12 protein-coding genes, 1 tRNA gene and 1 pseudogene are annotated in these 16789 nt (G+C 71.3%); 10 read left to right on the forward strand and 4 right to left on the reverse strand.

Annotated features, from left to right (window positions below):
* Nucleotides 1-112: 112 nt before the first annotated feature.
* Nucleotides 113-505 (forward strand): annotated as a pseudogene (locus Q8A52_RS24400) (ABC transporter substrate-binding protein); the annotation flags it as partial.
* Between the two features lie 130 nt (nt 506-635).
* Here Q8A52_RS24400 and Q8A52_RS24405 read toward each other — a convergent pair.
* Nucleotides 636-3044, reverse strand: a complete 2409-nt coding sequence (locus Q8A52_RS24405) for an SCO7613 C-terminal domain-containing membrane protein (protein ID WP_316755144.1) — start codon at nt 3042-3044, stop codon at nt 636-638.
* 102 nt (nt 3045-3146) lie between these two features.
* Between Q8A52_RS24405 and Q8A52_RS24410 the strand changes: the two genes are divergently transcribed.
* A complete protein-coding gene (locus Q8A52_RS24410) occupies nt 3147-3593 on the forward strand; it encodes an SRPBCC family protein (RefSeq protein WP_316755146.1) in 447 nt (148 codons plus the stop codon).
* Between the two features lie 39 nt (nt 3594-3632).
* Nucleotides 3633-3704 (forward strand) — tRNA-Val (locus Q8A52_RS24415).
* Between the two features lie 239 nt (nt 3705-3943).
* On the opposite strand, the gene Q8A52_RS24420 is transcribed toward Q8A52_RS24415, so the two are convergent.
* Nucleotides 3944-4669 carry a 3'-5' exonuclease gene (locus Q8A52_RS24420; RefSeq protein ID WP_316755148.1) on the reverse strand — a complete coding sequence of 242 codons (726 nt, stop codon included), beginning with the start codon at nt 4667-4669 and terminating at the stop codon, nt 3944-3946.
* Nucleotides 4670-4837: 168 nt separating this feature from the next.
* Here Q8A52_RS24420 and Q8A52_RS24425 point away from each other — a divergent pair, with 168 nt between their 5' ends.
* The 4 genes from Q8A52_RS24425 to Q8A52_RS24440 all read left to right on the forward strand — a co-directional run bounded on the left by Q8A52_RS24425 (nt 4838) and on the right by Q8A52_RS24440 (nt 9442).
* Nucleotides 4838-5404: a DUF4365 domain-containing protein gene (locus tag Q8A52_RS24425; protein ID WP_316755150.1), complete on the forward strand. Its 567-nt coding sequence runs from the start codon at nt 4838-4840 to the stop codon at nt 5402-5404.
* A complete protein-coding gene (locus tag Q8A52_RS24430) occupies nt 5401-6636 on the forward strand; it encodes a hypothetical protein (RefSeq protein WP_316755152.1) in 1236 nt (411 codons plus the stop codon). Before Q8A52_RS24425 ends, Q8A52_RS24430 begins: the two co-directional genes overlap by 4 nt.
* 160 nt (nt 6637-6796) lie before the next feature.
* On the forward strand, nt 6797-8773 hold the full coding sequence (thrS, locus tag Q8A52_RS24435) for a threonine--tRNA ligase (RefSeq protein WP_316755154.1): 1977 nt from the start codon (nt 6797-6799) through the stop codon (nt 8771-8773).
* A gap of 108 nt (nt 8774-8881) precedes the next feature.
* Nucleotides 8882-9442 carry an HIT family protein gene (locus Q8A52_RS24440; RefSeq protein WP_316755156.1) on the forward strand — a complete coding sequence of 187 codons (561 nt, stop codon included), beginning with the start codon at nt 8882-8884 and terminating at the stop codon, nt 9440-9442.
* A 105-nt stretch (nt 9443-9547) separates the two neighbouring features.
* Here Q8A52_RS24440 and Q8A52_RS24445 read toward each other — a convergent pair whose 3' ends face one another.
* Both Q8A52_RS24445 and Q8A52_RS24450 read right to left on the reverse strand, forming a co-directional pair.
* Nucleotides 9548-11194 (reverse strand): hypothetical protein, encoded by a 1647-nt coding sequence (locus Q8A52_RS24445; protein ID WP_316755158.1) that lies wholly within the window; start codon nt 11192-11194, stop codon nt 9548-9550.
* A gap of 217 nt (nt 11195-11411) precedes the next feature.
* The gene (locus Q8A52_RS24450; RefSeq protein WP_316755160.1) at nt 11412-13610 is read right to left on the reverse strand and encodes an elongation factor G-like protein EF-G2; all 2199 of its coding nucleotides are present in this window, start codon (nt 13608-13610) and stop codon (nt 11412-11414) included.
* A gap of 284 nt (nt 13611-13894) precedes the next feature.
* Here Q8A52_RS24450 and pgsA point away from each other — a divergent pair, with 284 nt between their 5' ends.
* Genes pgsA through Q8A52_RS24465 form a run of 3 tightly spaced genes read left to right on the forward strand, consistent with a single transcriptional unit; the run spans nt 13895 to nt 16643 of the window.
* On the forward strand, nt 13895-14581 hold the full coding sequence (pgsA, locus tag Q8A52_RS24455; protein ID WP_316755162.1) for a phosphatidylinositol phosphate synthase: 687 nt from the start codon (nt 13895-13897) through the stop codon (nt 14579-14581).
* A complete protein-coding gene (locus tag Q8A52_RS24460; protein WP_316755163.1) occupies nt 14578-15486 on the forward strand; it encodes a phosphatidylinositol mannoside acyltransferase in 909 nt (302 codons plus the stop codon). Before pgsA ends, Q8A52_RS24460 begins: the two co-directional genes overlap by 4 nt.
* On the forward strand, nt 15483-16643 hold the full coding sequence (locus tag Q8A52_RS24465) for a glycosyltransferase family 4 protein (RefSeq protein WP_316755165.1): 1161 nt from the start codon (nt 15483-15485) through the stop codon (nt 16641-16643). The genes Q8A52_RS24460 and Q8A52_RS24465 overlap by 4 nt, the downstream gene beginning before the upstream one ends.
* Nucleotides 16644-16789: the final 146 nt, after the last annotated feature.

Raw genomic sequence — 16789 nt, forward strand, 5'->3', positions numbered from 1 at the left:
GGGATGGCCCAAAGCTTCCCATCGCTCCCGGTTCCCCCAGGCCGCGTCAGCAAGGCTTGCTTGAAACGGTTCATGCGTGTGGCGGTGACACGCAGGGAGGGCCTGACTCCTCCTGAAGGCGGCCGGGGTGTCGGCGGCCGCGCTCGGGCTCGCCGGCACGACGGGGTGGGCAGTGACGATCCGTTACTCGGGGTGGGGTGCCGAGGAGCGGCGAAAAAGATCAATCAGGGCATCGCGCTCTTCGGGAAGAAGTATCCGAAGATCAAGGTCAAGACCGACTTCCGGACGTGTCTCTCCTTCTGGGAGAAGTTTCAGACGCAGGCCGCGGGCGGAAATCCGCCGGACGTTTTCCAAATGCCGTCGGATTTCTTCGAAGTACGACAGGAGAGGCATTCTTCTCGACCTGAAGCCCCAGGTGCAGGCAGGCAATCTGAGCCTGGATCACTTCCGCGCCGGTGTCATCAAGACCGGGGAGCTGGACGGCAAGCAGCTCGGCGTGTACGTCAAGGCGCGTCAGGACGAAGTTCTGCAGCTCCGGCGGCTACTCGGAGTCCTCGCCGGGGAAGACGGGGCAGCTGACCGGCCCGGCCACGCTGGTCGCGGGCAGTGTGGCGAGCTGGTGCCGTCGTAGGCGCTCAGTTCATCTTCCCCAGGACCTCCCGCACCCGCCGGACGTCCCGGATGCGCTGCTCGTACGTCGCGCCGAGCGCGAGCAGCAGCAGTCCGGCGAGGGCGGGGGGCACCCAGCGGGGAACCGCGCCCGCCATCTGGACGAGATACGGGGCGAGTTCGTGCAGCGTGACCAGGGTGAGCACACCGCCGCCGAGCACGAGCGGCGCCTGCAGTCGGTGCCGGGCGCCCAGCAGGGTGAGCAGGAGTGCCGCCGTGCCCAGCAGCAGCGGACGGGTCCAGTGCGGGTCGCCCCAGGCGGCGGCGAGGCTCGGCAGCAAGCCGGCGCCGAGTCCGGGGCCGTACGCCGTCCAGGACGACGTCCGCGGATCGTGCCGCCTGCGCAGTACGCCGATGAACAGCGCCGGGAGCGTGACCGGGAGGGTGTACGCCTCGGGGGCCAGGACATCCCAGGACGCCAGACGCACCCAGGCTGCCAGGACGAACAGAGCGGCGGACGCATAGCCGACGGGGCGGCGGGCGGGGCGGACCGCCACGGCCGCGGTGATCACTCCGCACAGGCCGAGCACCAGGGCCAGCATCGGCGGGTCGGCGAGGGCCAGCCCGGTCGCGAGCAGGCCGGCCGCCGCTCCCGCCGCCTCCACCGGGACGGACGCCGGGGAGTCGCCGAGACGCGTGGCGAGGAACGCGGCGGCCACGGGCACCGCCAGGACGAGCAGGGCCGTGTGCGACGGCTGCCAGCCGGCCGCGGCGCCCGTGGCGGCGGCGAGCGCGGTGGCATGGCCGAGCGCGGCGGGGGCTGTGACCGGGGCGAGACGCGAGATGAGGGACGCCCCCGCGAACAGCGCAGTCAGGGCGCAGAGCACGGTCAAGGTCGCCGTCCGTGTCGCGAGCGCGCCGAAGGAGACGGCGAAGGAGGCGAGGAGGGCCAGGACCAGGGCGGTCACCTGAGCGGACAGGGAGGAGGTCGGCTGCGCGGTCGGGCGGTCGGGCTCCCGCGTGGGGGCGTGGCGGCGCAGGGATCCGGTAGCCAGCAGGGCTGCCGCGGTCGTGGCTCCCTGGATCGACAGCCCGGCGGAATACGGCAGTTCGAGCACCGCCGGGAGCACGAGAACCGTGGCCCACGCCAGGGTCAGGGCGCCCATGAGGGCCCGGGGGCGCCAGGTCGTGTCGCGAACCGCCAGGGCCAGTACGGCGGCGACCACCGCGAGGACGACCGGCACCGCCACCGCGTGCGGCGGCCACGGCGCGTCCGCCGTCACCGTGGCGCGCGCGTCGGACGGGGCACCGGACCAGGCGTGCGTCGCCCAGTCGACGGGGCCCAGGAGGGTGACGGCGACCAACGGGGCGGCCCACAGCAGCGCCAGGGCCTGGACACCGCCCGAGGCCAGGAGAAGACCACGGCGTACGGGCTCGGGGAGCGGAGCTCGAACGGCCGCCAACAGAGCGACTCCGCAGACCAGATGGCCGGGGACCGTCCAATCCTCCGGCAGTGTCACACGCAGGAGGCTGCCGCACGCCGTCACCAGCAGCAGACCTCCCACCACAGCGCCACCCGCGGCGTTGACCGGCTGCTCCAGGCGCCGTGCGGCGCCGAGCGCGATCACCGCCGCGAGGGCGAGGAGCGCCGCCGCACGGGCGGCGGCGCTCGGGCCGGCTGCGTCCCAGGAGAGCCAGCCGGCCGTCCACGCGCCGAGGCCGCCCGTACCGCACGCGCCGAGGGCGGCGACGAGGCGGACGGCCTTGGCGGTGCTCAGGAGTGCCACGACCGTGTCGAATCCGGCCGTCGCCAGGAGCGCCGACGCGATGCGGTACGGGCCCGCGCCCACCGCCATCGCCCAGAGAAGCAGCGGGAGTTGGGCCGATAGCAGCGCTGCGGGGACGGGCGAGCGCAGCAGTGCCGTCACCGGCAGCAGCCCGTACGCCGCCCACAGCCCCGCCAGTGCCGCCGCGGCGAGCGCCGCGTAGGCCGTGCCGCCCGTGCCGGGGAACGCCACCTCGTGCAGCGCGTACGCATCCAGCACGGTCAGCGCGAGACCCAGACCCGCCACCGACTCGGCCGTCGACCCGAGCCCCCGCTTCAGCAGCGGCACCGGCGCCGCGAGCGCGGCCAGCGTGACCGCGCCCAGCACCAGAGCCCGCCCGGCGATGCCCAGATGCCCCCAGCTGACCAGCGTGAACGCCACCGCCGCGATGGTGAGGAGCACACCGCCGAGAAGGAGCAGCACGTTCTGTACGCGCGGCGCGGAGGTCTCGGGGCGCGGCGGCGCGAGGGGCATCGGCGGCACCGGTCGGTGCAGGGCGGCGACCAGCCGGGCGCGGCGGGCCAGCAACTGGGCCCGGCGGGCGTCGAGTTGCCACAGCTCCGCATCGATGAGCCGCAGCTCCTCGGCCGGGGGCGGGAGGTACGTCATGCCCTGGAGTGTGGTCCGCGTCACGTCACCCGGCATGAGTGCGCGTACTCAGAACGTACTCAGATCCCGGCGCACGGCGCTGGGTACGGGCAGACTCCGCCCATGGACTGGACCCACTACCGCTTCCTCAGCCTGTGGTCCCTCACCGCGCCGACCGCCGTCGTCTACGGAGCGCTGGAGCGGCCCGAGGACTACCCGCGCTGGTGGCCCCAGGTGCGCTCGGTGAACCGTCTCGACGACACCACGGGCCTGTTCACCATCCGCTCGTTCCTCCCGTACGACCTGACCTTCATCGCGCGCGAAGTGCGCCGTGACCCGGTGGCCGGGGTTCTGGAGACGGCGCTGTCCGGCGACATGGACGGCTGGGCCCGCTGGACGGTCACCCCCGACGGCTCCGGGACCCTCGCCCGCTACGACCAGGTGGTCGACGTCAGCAAGCCCCTGCTGCGGCGACTGGCGGTACCCGGACGCCCGCTCTTCCGCGCCAACCACCGGCTGATGATGCGGGCCGGGCGGCGCGGCCTCGCCGCGTACCTCGAAGCGGTTTGAAGGAAGCCCGTCCGGACCTGTATTGTTCAGTGCGTTCCCGGGCGATTAGCTCAGTGGGAGAGCGCTTCGTTCACACCGAAGAGGTCACTGGTTCGAACCCAGTATCGCCCACCGGGAAAGAGCCGGTCCGCAACTCGCGGACCGGCTCTTCTTGTTGGCCCACCATCGGGGATACGCTTCCGATCTTCGTGGGGGGAGGGGAGGCGCCGGGACAGGAGGGGGCATTTCCTCGCGTCGTGCTCTTCCGCATGGGCGGGAACGTGGAACGACGAGGACCATGCCAAGGTCACCGCCACCGTCAGGGGCCCGGCGCCGGGACCCCTGAGCTCCTGCGCCGGGCCCTTGAGCCCCTACGCCGCCGCCGGCAACTCCGGTCGCAGGGGCCAGTCCGTGCTCACTGACTCGTCCGAGCCGCTGCGCGCGAACCATGCCTGCAGGCCGCGGGCCTGGGCCGCGTGCCATGTGGTCTGCAGGGTGTGCAGTTCGGCGGGGGAGAGGCGCTCCAGCCGGGTGGCGAAGCGCCGCCCGAGCGCCCGTACGACCTCCAGCGCCGCCAGCGCGTCCGCGCCCGCGTCGTGCGCGCCCTCCAGCGAGACGCCGTAGTGCGCGCACAGGTCCGTCAGTGTGCGGCGGCCCTTGCGGTAGCGGTCGAGGTGCTTGTCCAGGACCCGCGGGTCGAGCACCAACAGCGGTGACGACTCGAACCAGCGGTCGAGCGACGACGCGCGATGGCGGCGCAACTCGCGGTCCAGCAGCGTCAGATCGAACGGCGCGTTCATCACCACCAGCGGGCGGTGCATGGTCGCGTGCTCGGCCAGCTCCTCCGCTATCTCGAACATCACCGGCGCCGGCCAGCGGCCGTTGCGCTGCAGATGTTCCTCCGTCAGCCCGTGCACCGCCGTCGCCGCCTCCGGCACCGGCACACCCGGGTTGACCAGCCAGCGGGTCACCCGGGGCCGGGTGCCCGGGGCGTCCTGGACGACGACGGCGGCCGACACGATCCGGTCGGTCTCGACGTCCACGCCCGTGGTCTCCGTGTCGAAGGCGGCCAGCGGCCCCTCGTACCAGCACGTCATCGCAACACAACTCCTCGTTCACCCACGGCAGCTGACATCCCGTCTTCTGCCTGTTTGGTGATACCCGGGCTGTTTGCGCCGTACGCCGGAAGGACACAACAGGAGTGCGGGTCTTTGCAGTTCAGCGGCCCGCAGCGGGGAAACACTTGGCTTGGAAGGCTGTTGGTCATGGTGATAGCGCAGCCCGAGCGGGGCGGGCTGCTGCCCGAACGGACGGCACCCCATCGCGGCACACTCGCCACCACCGCCTGCATGGAGACACTGCAGGTGGGTTATCTGCACGCGGTCGCCGCGGCGGCCGGCTGCTCGCTGTCGCAGCCGTTCCCGGACAACGGCATCGACTGGCACGTCAGTCACGGCTCACCCGGGCACACCGTCGACGACGAGGTGACCATCAAGGTGCAGCTGAAGTGCACGTACCAGATCGCGCCGAACCCGCCTGGCCGCTTCTTCTCCTTCACGCTCGACAACGACCATCTGCGCAAGCTCGCCCGCACCCCGGTCTCGGTGCACAAGATCCTCGTGGTGATGCTGGTGCCGCGCTCCCAGGACGACTGGCTGCGCGCCAGCCACGACCGGCTCGATCTGCGGCACTGCTGCTACTGGGTCAACCTGGCCGGCCACCCGATCACCGGCCGGCACCGGACCACCGTGCGGATCCCGACCTCGCGCATCTTCGACGACCGGGCGCTGTGCGAGATCATGACGCGGGTCGGGACGGGAGGCAGGCCATGAGGCACCGTCCGTACGACGAGCCCCTGCGGGAGGGCAGGCCGCATCCCGTCAACGGGGACGCCGCCCACTGGAACCGTCCCCCCGAGCCCGCCGAGGTCGACCCCGCCGTGCTCGGCGCCCTGCTGCACCGGCACGGCTGGCAGCGGCGCGGCGGCGCCCCCGGGCGCTACGGCCGCTGGACCCCGCCCGGGCCGGGCGGCGGCGGGACCAGCCTGCTGGTGCCCGAGAGCCGGGCCTTCCCCGACAGCGACGACCTGCTCGGCGAGGCCCTGGTCGCCCTCTCCCGCAGCGGCAACCCCTCGGCGCGCGAGGTCCTCGTCGGACTCGCCGTGCCCAGCGACGAGATCCGCTGGTGGCGGGACGTCCCGCCCGGACCGGTGGACACCGCGCCCTGGACCGTCGAGGAACAGCTGCGCACGGCGGCCCGGCAGATGCTGCTCGCGGGCGCGCTCGCCACCCGCGCGCATGCCGGCTACTACGGCGCCCGGCACCGCCGGTCGGCGGCCGCGATGCTGGAGAACGTCCTGGTCGGCCCGGCGACCGGTGGCCGCCGGCTCACCGCCTTCGCCCCCGTGGCCGCCGTGCGCCCGCTCGCCGTACGCCTCCAGCAGGCCCTGTACGCCACCCGCGAGGCCATCGACTACCAGCGGGCCACCGGCGGCATGGACGCCTTCGACGGCGCGGTCGAGGCCGGCGTCAGCCGTGAGCTCACCGAGTCCCTCGTCGCCCTGGTGCGCGGCACCGAGGGCGCCCGGATCGCCGTCGAGTGGGCGCCGGCCGCGGGCGTTCCCGAGGACTGCGCGGGGTCCGCCGAACCGGTCGAGTTCTCGCCCGGCGACCTGCCCGTCCTGCGCGAGGCGGGCGCCCGCTATCTGCGCGACGAGCCGTCCGTGCCGGTGCGCGTCACCGGTGCGGTCGTCCGGATGCGCCGGTCGGGGCCGCGCGGCGAGGGCAGCGTACGACTGCGGGTGATCGCGGGCGCCGAGGTGCCGCACGTCCGCGTGACGCTGGACGAGGAGGACTACCGGCTAGCCGGGCACGCACACCTCGTCGGGCTGCCGGTGCGGGTGCACGGGCGACTGGAGAGCCGGGGCGGCTTCCGGCGGCTGACCGGGGCCTCCGGGGTAGTACCGGTGCAGGTGGACGAGGCCGAGCGGGACCGGCTGATGAAGTCGCTCCAGGAGAACCTCGACTTCTTCGAGGAGGCGTGCAGCGGGGAGGACTGCGACTGACGGGGGCTGTGACCGGCGCAGGTTGTGACTCGCGCGGGGTTGCGACCGGCCGGGGACTGTGGGTGACCGTTTCGCGGTCGGCCGGTCCGGGTCGGTACGATCCCCTATTGCGCGCGCTCCCGGTATGGCGCCGCACCCCACCTGCAGTCAGGAGAGACCGGTGTCAGACGTCCGTGTGATCATCCAACGCGATTCCGAGCGGGAAGAACGCGTGGTGACGACGGGCACTACGGCCGCCGACCTCTTCGCCGGCGAGCGCTCGATCATCGCGGCGCGCGTGGGCGGCGAGCTCAAGGACCTCACCTACGAGATCGAGGACGGCGAGACCGTCGAGGGCGTCGAGATCTCCTCCGAGGACGGGCTCGGCATCCTGCGCCACTCCACCGCGCACGTCATGGCCCAGGCCGTGCAGGAGATCTTCCCCGAGGCCAAGCTGGGCATCGGCCCGCCGGTCAAGGACGGCTTCTACTACGACTTCGACGTCGAGAAGCCGTTCACGCCCGAGGACCTCAAGGCCATCGAGAAGAAGATGCAGGAGATCCAGAAGCGGGGCCAGAAGTTCTCCCGCCGCGTGGTCACCGACGAGGCCGCCCGCGAGGAGCTCGCTGCCGAGCCGTACAAGCTGGAACTGATCGGCCTGAAGGGCTCCGCCTCCTCCGACGACGGCGCGGACGTGGAAGTCGGCGCCGGCGAGCTGACGATCTACGACAACCTGGACGCCAAGACCGGCGAGCTGTGCTGGAAGGACCTCTGCCGCGGTCCCCACCTGCCCTCCACCCGGCTGATCCCGGCGTTCAAGCTGATGCGCAACGCGGCCGCCTACTGGCGCGGCAGCGAGAAGAACCCGATGCTCCAGCGCATCTACGGCACCGCCTGGCCGTCCAAGGACGAGCTCAAGGGGTACCTCGACTTCCTCGCCGAGGCCGAGAAGCGCGACCACCGCAAGCTGGGCAACGAGCTCGACCTGTTCTCCATCCCGGAGCAGATCGGCTCCGGCCTCGCCGTCTTCCACCCCAAGGGCGGCATCGTCCGCCGTGTGATGGAGGACTACTCGCGGCGCCGCCACGAGGAAGAGGGCTACGAGTTCGTCTACACCCCGCACGCGACCAAGGGGAAGCTCTTCGAGACGTCGGGCCACCTGGACTGGTACGCCGAGGGCATGTACCCGCCCATGCAGCTCGACGAGGGCGTGGACTACTACCTCAAGCCCATGAACTGCCCGATGCACAACCTGATCTTTGACGCGCGCGGCCGCTCGTACCGTGAACTGCCGCTGCGCCTCTTCGAGTTCGGGACCGTGTACCGGTACGAGAAGTCGGGCGTCGTGCACGGCCTGACCCGGGCCCGCGGCTTCACCCAGGACGACGCGCACATCTACTGCACCCGTGAGCAGATGTCGGACGAGCTCGACAAGACGCTCACCTTCGTCCTGAACCTGCTGCGCGACTACGGTCTGACCGACTTCTACCTGGAGCTGTCCACCAAGGACCCGGAGAAGTTCGTCGGCTCCGACGAGGTCTGGGAGGAGGCCACCGAGACCCTCCGCCAGGTCGCCGAGAAGCAGGGCCTGCCCCTGGTACCCGACCCGGGCGGAGCCGCCTTCTACGGTCCGAAGATCTCCGTCCAGGCCAAGGACGCGATCGGCCGCACCTGGCAGATGTCGACCATCCAGCTCGACTTCAACCTGCCCGAGCGCTTCGACCTGGAGTACACGGCCGCCGACGGCTCCAAGCAGCGCCCCGTCATGATCCACCGGGCCCTCTTCGGCTCGATCGAGCGCTTCTTCGCGGTGCTCCTGGAGCACTACGCGGGTGCCTTCCCGGCGTGGCTGGCACCGGTCCAGGCCATCGGCATCCCGATCGGTGACGCACACATCGAGTACCTGCAGAAGTTCGCCGCCACGGCGAAGAAGCACGGCCTGCGCGTGGAGGTGGACGCCTCCTCCGACCGTATGCAGAAGAAGATCCGCAACGCCCAGAAGCAGAAGGTGCCCTTCATGGTCATCGCGGGCGACGACGACATGGCGGCCGGCTCGGTCTCCTTCCGCTACCGCGACGGCTCGCAGGAGAACGGCATCCCGTTCGACGAGGCGATCGCGAAGATCGTGAAGGTGGTGCAGGACCGGACGCAGGTCTGACCATGCTCGCCCCGGGGCCCCGGCGGATGGACGACATCCCCGGGGCCCCACCCTTCCCCGTCCTGTCCTGCGACGCCCCTGCGACACGCCACGAACGGGCGAAGCCATATGCTGCCTAGCATGACGAGTGAGCCGGAGCAGCAGATCGGAGTGGGGACGCAGGACGCGTTCCAGCGCCTGTGGACGCCCCACCGGATGGCGTACATCCAGGGCGAGAACAAGCCGAGCGGCCCGGGTGCCGACGACGGCTGCCCGTTCTGCTCGATTCCGGCCAAGTCCGACGAGGACGGTCTGATCGTCCGCCGGGGCGAACAGGTCTACGCCGTGCTCAATCTGTACCCGTACAACGGTGGCCACCTGATGACGGTGCCGTACCGCCACGTCGCCGACTACACGGACCTGACCGGCCCGGAGACCGCCGAACTCGCCGAGCTGACCAAGCAGGCCATGACGGCCCTGCGCACCGCCTCCGGCGCCCACGGCTTCAACATCGGCATGAACCAGGGCACCGTCGCGGGCGCGGGCATCGCGGCCCACCTCCACCAGCACATCGTCCCCCGCTGGGGCGGCGACACGAACTTCATGCCGGTGGTCGGCCACACCAGGGTGCTCCCACAGCTCCTGGCCGACACGAGAAAGATGCTGGCAGAGGCCTGGCCGACGACGTGAGCGACGCTTCCGGCACTCCGAAGCGGGGGTCCGGGGGCGGCAGCCCCCAGGAACAGCAACCCCCCCTCGCCACGCACCGCAAGATCCCGCCGAACCGCCGGAGGCCTACGCGTCGTAGAGGTCGGCCTTCTTCGGCGCAGGATCCTGCACGGCCGTACTGAGAAACGCCGACCGCGTGCCGAACTTCTCCGTGTCGACGCCGTTCTCCTCCAGCACCCGGATCGCCGCCGAGTGCACCACCCGCAGCACCGGCGTGGCCGCGCGCAGCGCATCGTCGGCCATGAAGCGGTGCCGCCACGGCTTGTCCGCCCACGCGTGCCGCAGACCGAACGGCTCGGGCAGGCCGAGCGAGCCGCCGAGCCAGTTGAGCAGCGGCGGATACCAGGTCAGCGGCGCCCTCGCGGTGAGCCGTACCACCTCGTCCGTACCGACCAGCGGGAGCTTGATCGTCCGGTTCTCCCAGGGCTTGAAGGACTTGGCGACCTCCTTCGTCGGGGCCGCGGGCTTCGTGGTGAACAGCGCGTGCACCGGCCCCAGTGCATGGCCGGTCACCTCGATGCGCAGCGTCTGGTGCAGCACCGTCACCGTGATCAGCATGGTGAGCACCAGCTGGCCGTCCCACAGCGTCCACTGCACCCCCAGGTAGTGCCGGTCGCCGCTGCCGAACTGCTGCTTGTTGCAGATGTCCTGTATCGCGTGGGACTTGACCGAGTACGCCTCGACGTCCGTGCCCTCCGGCCGGGACACCGCCGTCGCGTTCTCCGCGATCGGCGTGACGATCCAGTGCTTGATGGACGGCTTGGGGAAGCCGCCGGTGTTCAGCGGGCCGCGCTCCAGCATGCGCAGCTGGTCGTGGATGGACCGTATGACGTCCCAGCTGCGGAACGGATGGATCTCCCGGCCGGGATCGGCCGGCAGCAGGTCCTCGGCGAGCTGCCAGGAACCCCAGCGCGTGCCCATGCCGAGTATGCCCTTGGGCCCGGCGTAGAAGACGGAGTTGGACTGCTGCTCGGCGCTCAGCCGGGCGAGGGACTGGCGCAGTTGCTCGGCCGCGGTCTCACCGGGGCTGCTCGGCACGGTCTCGGGGACCTTGGCGCCGACGCTGCTGCCGGAGAGCAGGCCCTCCCAGCGCCCGCGCAGGTCCTGCGCCGTGCGCTCGCAGATCTGCTTGGCCCAGAACCAGCCCAGCACCGGGGCGACGACGCACCCGCGCGCATACCAGCCCCAGAACCCCGTGAACGGCATACGGACCAGGAAGATCGCGGCGACCGTGCCCACCGCGACGAGCAGCGTGGTGGCGAGCGCCCCGGCCCGCTTGTCGTCGCGCTTGGCGACGAACGTACGGAGCTGGAAGACCAGCAGCCAGAGCAGCAGTCCGGGCAGGAACAGCAGGCCGCACAGCACCATGACGGTGCTCAGCCGGTTGTCACGCGCCTTGCGGATGTTGTTGGCCGCGAGACTGTGCTCCACGACCACCTGGGGATCCATCCCGAAGGACTGGATGAGCGGTGCGCGGCCGGAACGGAGCATGCGGTCGGCCACGGCCCGCGAGAAGGCCTCGCCCAGGTTGGGCCGGAACAGCGCGATCCGGCCGGCCTTGACGGTCGACTTGTGCCATTCGTTGTCGGCCTTCTTGATCTCGTCGAACGGACTGTCCCGGTAGGCGGCCGAGGCCAGTGCGAAGGTCGCCGCCTGGCTCTCGTCGCCGGAGATGGGCACCTGTGGCCCGTCCCACTCGGTTCCAATCGACATTCCCGCCCCCGATCGCCGCCGGTGTCGCTCCTGCGGCTTTCCCGACTTCCTTGCCCCGCACACCTGTTGAACAGGTCATCGTCCTGATCCAGCACGACGGGATCAGGTGATCAGCGTATCCGCAGGCACCGACATCCGTAGGCGGACGGCCAAAGCCGCCCGCCCGTACGGAGGATGACGTTCCGGAAGGATGTGCTGTGCCCTCCGGGAACGCCGACTACGAGGCCTCCTTGGCCTGTTCGCGAATCCTTTCGGCAACCTGGGGCGGCATCGGCTCGTGCCGCGCGTACGCACGACTGAAGCGGGCGGTGCCGTGCGAGAGGGACCGCAGGTCGACCGTGTACCGGCCGATCTCGAACTCGGGCACCTCGGCCCGTACGAGCGTGCGCCCGGAGCCCACCTGCTCGGTGCCGAGCACCCGGCCGCGCCGCCCCGACAGGTCGCTCATCACGGCGCCCACGTAGTCGTCGCCGACCAGCACGCTCACCTCGGCCACCGGCTCCAGCAGATGGATCTTGGCGTCCGCCGCGGCCTCCCGCAGCGCCAGCGCGCCGGCCGTCTGGAAGGCGGCGTCGGAGGAGTCCACCGAGTGCGCCTTGCCGTCGAGCAGCGTGATCCGCACGTCGACCAGGGGATAGCCGGCCGCGACACCCTTGGCCGCCTGGGCCCGTACCCCCTTCTCCACCGACGGGATGAACTGCCGGGGCACGGCTCCGCCCACCACCTTGTCCACGAACTCGATGCCGGAGCCGCCGGGCAGCGGCTCGACCTCGATCTCGCAGATGGCGTACTGCCCGTGCCCGCCGGACTGCTTCACATGCCGCCCGCGTCCCGCGGACTTGCTCGCGAACGTCTCCCGGAGGGAGACCTTGTGCGGTACGACGTCGACCTGGACGCCGTAGCGGCTGCGCAGCCGTTCCAGGGCGACGTCCGCGTGGGCCTCGCCCAGGCACCACAGCACCACCTGGTGGGTGTCCTGGTTCTGCTCCAGGCGCATCGTCGGATCCTCGGCGACCAGCCTGCTCAGGCCCTGCGAGAGCTTGTCCTCGTCCGCCTTGCTGTGCGCGTGGATGGCCAGCGGCAGCAGCGGGTCGGGCATCTGCCACGGCTCCATGAGCAGCGGGTCGTCCTTGGCCGAGAGCGTGTCCCCGGTCTCGGCGCGGCCCAGCTTCGCCACGCACACCAGATCGCCCGCGACGGCGTGCGTCACCGGGCGCTGCTGCTTGCCGAACGGCGTCGACAGGGCGCCGATCCGCTCGTCGACGTCGTGGTCCTCGTGCCCGCGGTCGGCGAGCCCGTGTCCGGAGACATGCACCGTCTCGTCGGGGCGCACTGTGCCGGAGAACAGCCGGACCAGGGAGACCCGGCCGACGTACGGGTCGGAAGAGGTCTTCACGACCTCCGCGACCAGCGGCCCGTTCGGATCGCACACCTTCAGCTCACGCGGCTTGCCGTCGACCGTGGTGACCCCGGGCGCCTCCCGCTCCAGCGGGGTCGGGAAGCCGCGGGTGATCAGCTCGAGCAGCTCGACCGTGCCGATGCCCTGCTTGGCGCCCTCGGCCGCGGGGGCGGCGGCCAGGACGGGGAAGAAGGCCCCGCGGGCGACGGCCCGCTCCAGGTCCTCGATCAATGTCTTGATGTCGACCTGCTCCCCGCCGAGGTAGCGGTCCATGAGGGTCTCGTCCTCGCTCTCGGAGATGATCCCCTCGATGAGCCGGTTGCGCGCCTCCTCGATCTGCGGCAGCTGGTCCGGACCCGGCTCGGACTCCTTGCGCTCCCCGGACGAGTAGTCGAACAGCTGCTGCGACAGCAGCCCGATCAGCCCGGTCACGGGCGCGTGCCCGTCGGGCGCCTCCGGGCCGTGCAGCGGCAGATAGAGCGGGAGCACGGCGTCGGGGTCGTCGGCGCCGAACGCCTGCGCGCACACCCGTGTCATCTCCTCGAAGTCCGCGCGGGCGGCTTCCAGGTGGGTGATGACGATGGCCCGCGGCATGCCGACCGCGGCGCACTCCTCCCACACCATCCGGGTCGAGCCGTCCACGCCGTCCGATGCCGAGACGACGAAAAGGGCCGCGTCCGCCGCTCGCAGACCGGCCCTCAGCTCTCCGACGAAGTCGGCATATCCGGGGGTGTCCAGAAGATTGATCTTGAACCCGTCCCATTCGACGGGCACGAGAGAGAGCTGCACGGAGCGTTGCTGCCGGTGCTCGATCTCGTCGTAGTCCGAAACGGTGCCGCCGTCCTCCACACGGCCCGCCCGGTTCACGGCCCCCGCGGTCAGCGCGAGAGCCTCCACCAGAGTCGTCTTGCCCGAACCGGAGTGGCCGACCAGCACCACATTCCGTACGGACGCGGGATGGTCGGCCGCCGTAGCCCTGCCGGCGGCCCCGGGGTGTGCTTGTGCCTTGTCGCCCATGGCCTTGCCTCCCGTGCACGGTGAGGTCACTGTGGGCGCGGGCATGCCGGGCCGCGTGCGGTGGCGGCTCCGATGACGCCCGCGGTCCTTCGAGCTTTCCACTCCCGTCACGGTGCGTCCATACGACGGACGCCGATCGCGTGGCCCACCGTCACTTGCGGGCCATCCGCCGGATCCGGAGACCGGCTCCGGGTGCCCGGCGGTCACCCGCACGCGCGCGTGACTACGATGGGCCAGCCGGCGGCCACCAGGGCCGCGCGGCGACACCGACCGTCGGGAAGGCCATGCTGAACAAGTACGCGCGTGCATTCTTCACGCGTGTCCTCACGCCGTTCGCCGCATTTCTCATCCGCAGGGGCGTCAGCCCCGACACGGTGACGCTCATCGGCACGGCCGGTGTGGTCGCGGGCGCGCTGGTCTTCTTCCCCAGGGGCGAGTTCTTCTGGGGCACGATCGTGATCACGCTGTTCGTCTTCTCGGACCTGGTCGACGGAAACATGGCCCGCCAGCTGGGCCGCTCCAGCCGCTGGGGCGCCTTCCTGGACTCCACCCTCGACCGGGTCGCCGACGGAGCGATCTTCGGCGGCTTCGCGCTGTGGTATGCCGGAAACGGCAACGACAACGTCCTGTGCGCCGTCTCGATCTTCTGCCTGGCCAGCGGTCAGGTGGTGTCGTACACCAAGGCCCGCGGCGAGTCGATCGGCCTGCCGGTCGCCGTCAACGGGCTCGTCGAGCGGGCCGAGCGGCTGGTGATCTCGCTGGTCGCCGCCGGTCTGGCCGGCCTCCACAAGTTCGGCGTCCCCGGTATCGAGGTGCTGCTGCCGATCGCCCTGTGGATCGTCGCCGTGGGCAGCCTGGTCACCCTGATCCAGCGGGTGGTCACGGTCCGCAGGGAGTCCGCCGAGGCGGAGGCGGCGGCCGGGGCCGACGACGACGCCAACGCGTCCCAGGGGAGCGAGGCGGCGAAGTGAGCACCGCGGAGCGGCTGACCGACGCGTTGTACGGCCTCGGCTGGAGCACCGTCAAGAAGCTCCCCGAGCCGGTCGCCGTGCGTCTCGGCCACGGCGTCGCCGACCTCGCCTGGAAGCGGCGGGGCAAGGGCGTCCAGCGCCTGGAGAGCAACTACGCGCGCGTGGTGCCCGACGCGACCCCCGAGCGCCTGGCCGAGCTCTCGCGCGCGGGCATGCGCTCGTACCTGCGCTACTGGATGGAGTCCTTCCGGCTGCCCTCCTGGAGCCAGGAGCGGATCAGGACCGGCTTCGAGTGCCAGGACGTCCACTACCTGACCGACGGTCTGGCCTCCGACCGGGGCGTGATCCTCGCGCTGCCGCACCTGGCCAACTGGGACCTCGCGGGCGCCTGGGTCACCACCAAGCTGGAGACCCCGTTCACCACGGTCGCCGAGCGCCTCAAGCCGGAGACCCTGTACGACCGCTTCGTCGCCTATCGCGAGGGCCTCGGCATGGAGGTCCTGCCGCACAGCGGCGGCTCCGCGTTCGGCACGCTGGCCCGGCGGCTGCGCGACGGCGGCCTGGTCTGCCTGGTCGCCGACCGTGACCTGTCCGCCTCCGGTGTGGAGGTCAAGTTCTTCGGCGAGGCGGCGCGGATGCCCGCGGGCCCGGCCCTGCTCGCCCAGCAGACGGGCGCACTGCTTCTGCCCGTCACCCTCTGGTACGACGACTCACCCGTCATGCAGGGCCGGATCCATCCCCCGATCGAGGTACCCGAGACAGGTACGCGGGACGAGAAGACGTCTGTCATGACACAGGCGCTGGCCGACGCCTACGCCACGGGTATCGCCGAACATCCGGAGGACTGGCACATGCTCCAGCGGCTGTGGCTCGCCGATCTCGATCCCGCGAAGGGGACGCCGTGAGGATCGGCATCGTCTGCCCGTACTCCTGGGACGTGCCGGGCGGCGTCCAGTTCCACATCCGCGACCTGGCCGAGTACTTCATCCGCCTCGGCCACGAGGTGTCCGTTCTCGCTCCGGCCGACGACGACACCCCGCTCCCGCCGTACGTGGTCTCGGCCGGCCGCGCGGTCCCGGTGCCGTACAACGGCTCGGTGGCCCGGCTGAACTTCGGTTTCCTCTCCGCGGCCCGGGTACGGCGCTGGCTGCACGACGGCGAGTTCGACGTGGTCCACATCCACGAGCCGACGTCGCCCTCGCTGGGCCTGCTGACCTGCTGGGCGGCCCAGGGCCCCATCGTCGCGACCTTCCACACCTCGAACCCGCGCTCCCGGGCGATGATCGCCGCGTACTCGATCCTGCAGGCGGCGCTGGAGAAGATCAGCGCGCGGATCGCCGTGAGTGAGTACGCCCGCCGCACGCTGGTCGAACATCTCGGCGGGGACGCCGTGGTCATCCCCAACGGCGTCGACGTCGACTTCTTCGCCAAGGCGGAGCCGAATCCCGACTGGCAGGGCGACACCATCGGCTTCATCGGCCGCATCGACGAGCCGCGCAAGGGCCTGCCGGTACTGATGAAGGCCCTCCCCAAGATCCTCGCCGCCCGCCCGCAGACCCGGCTCCTCGTCGCCGGCCGCGGCGACGAGGAGGAGGCGGTGGAAACCCTCCCCGCCGAACTCCGCTCCCGCGTCGAGTTCCTCGGCATGATCAGCGACGAGGACAAGGCGCGCTTCCTGCGCAGCATCGACCTCTACGTGGCGCCCAACACCGGTGGCGAGAGCTTCGGCATCATCCTCGTCGAGGCGATGTCGGCGGGCGCGCCGGTCCTCGCCTCCGACCTGGACGCCTTCGCCCAGGTCCTGGACCAGGGCGCGGCCGGTGAACTCTTCACCAACGAGAACGCGGACGCACTGGCCGACGCGGCCGTACGCCTCCTGGCGGACCCGGCCCGCCGTGCCGCACTCCGCGACCACGGCAGCGCCCATGTGCGCCGCTTCGACTGGTCGACGGTCGGCGCGGACATCCTTTCGGTCTACGAGACGGTCACGACGGGCGCGGCCGCGGTGGCCACGGACGAACGGTCGGGCTTGAGAGCACGCCTGGGGCTGGCCCGGGACTGACGCCTGAACCCACGGCCGGGTCTGCAGAATCCAGCACGTCCGGCGTGTGAGGGCGTGGCAGTTCGGGCCGAAGCGGGAGCCCGGGGGCGGCAGCCCCCGGTCGGCCATGGCAGCGTCGGCAACAGCACCGCACCCGGCCAACCCGG

Origin of the sequence: Streptomyces herbicida, from assembly GCF_032656585.1 — a bacterium.
GTDB classification, from domain to species: domain Bacteria; phylum Actinomycetota; class Actinomycetes; order Streptomycetales; family Streptomycetaceae; genus Streptomyces; species Streptomyces herbicida.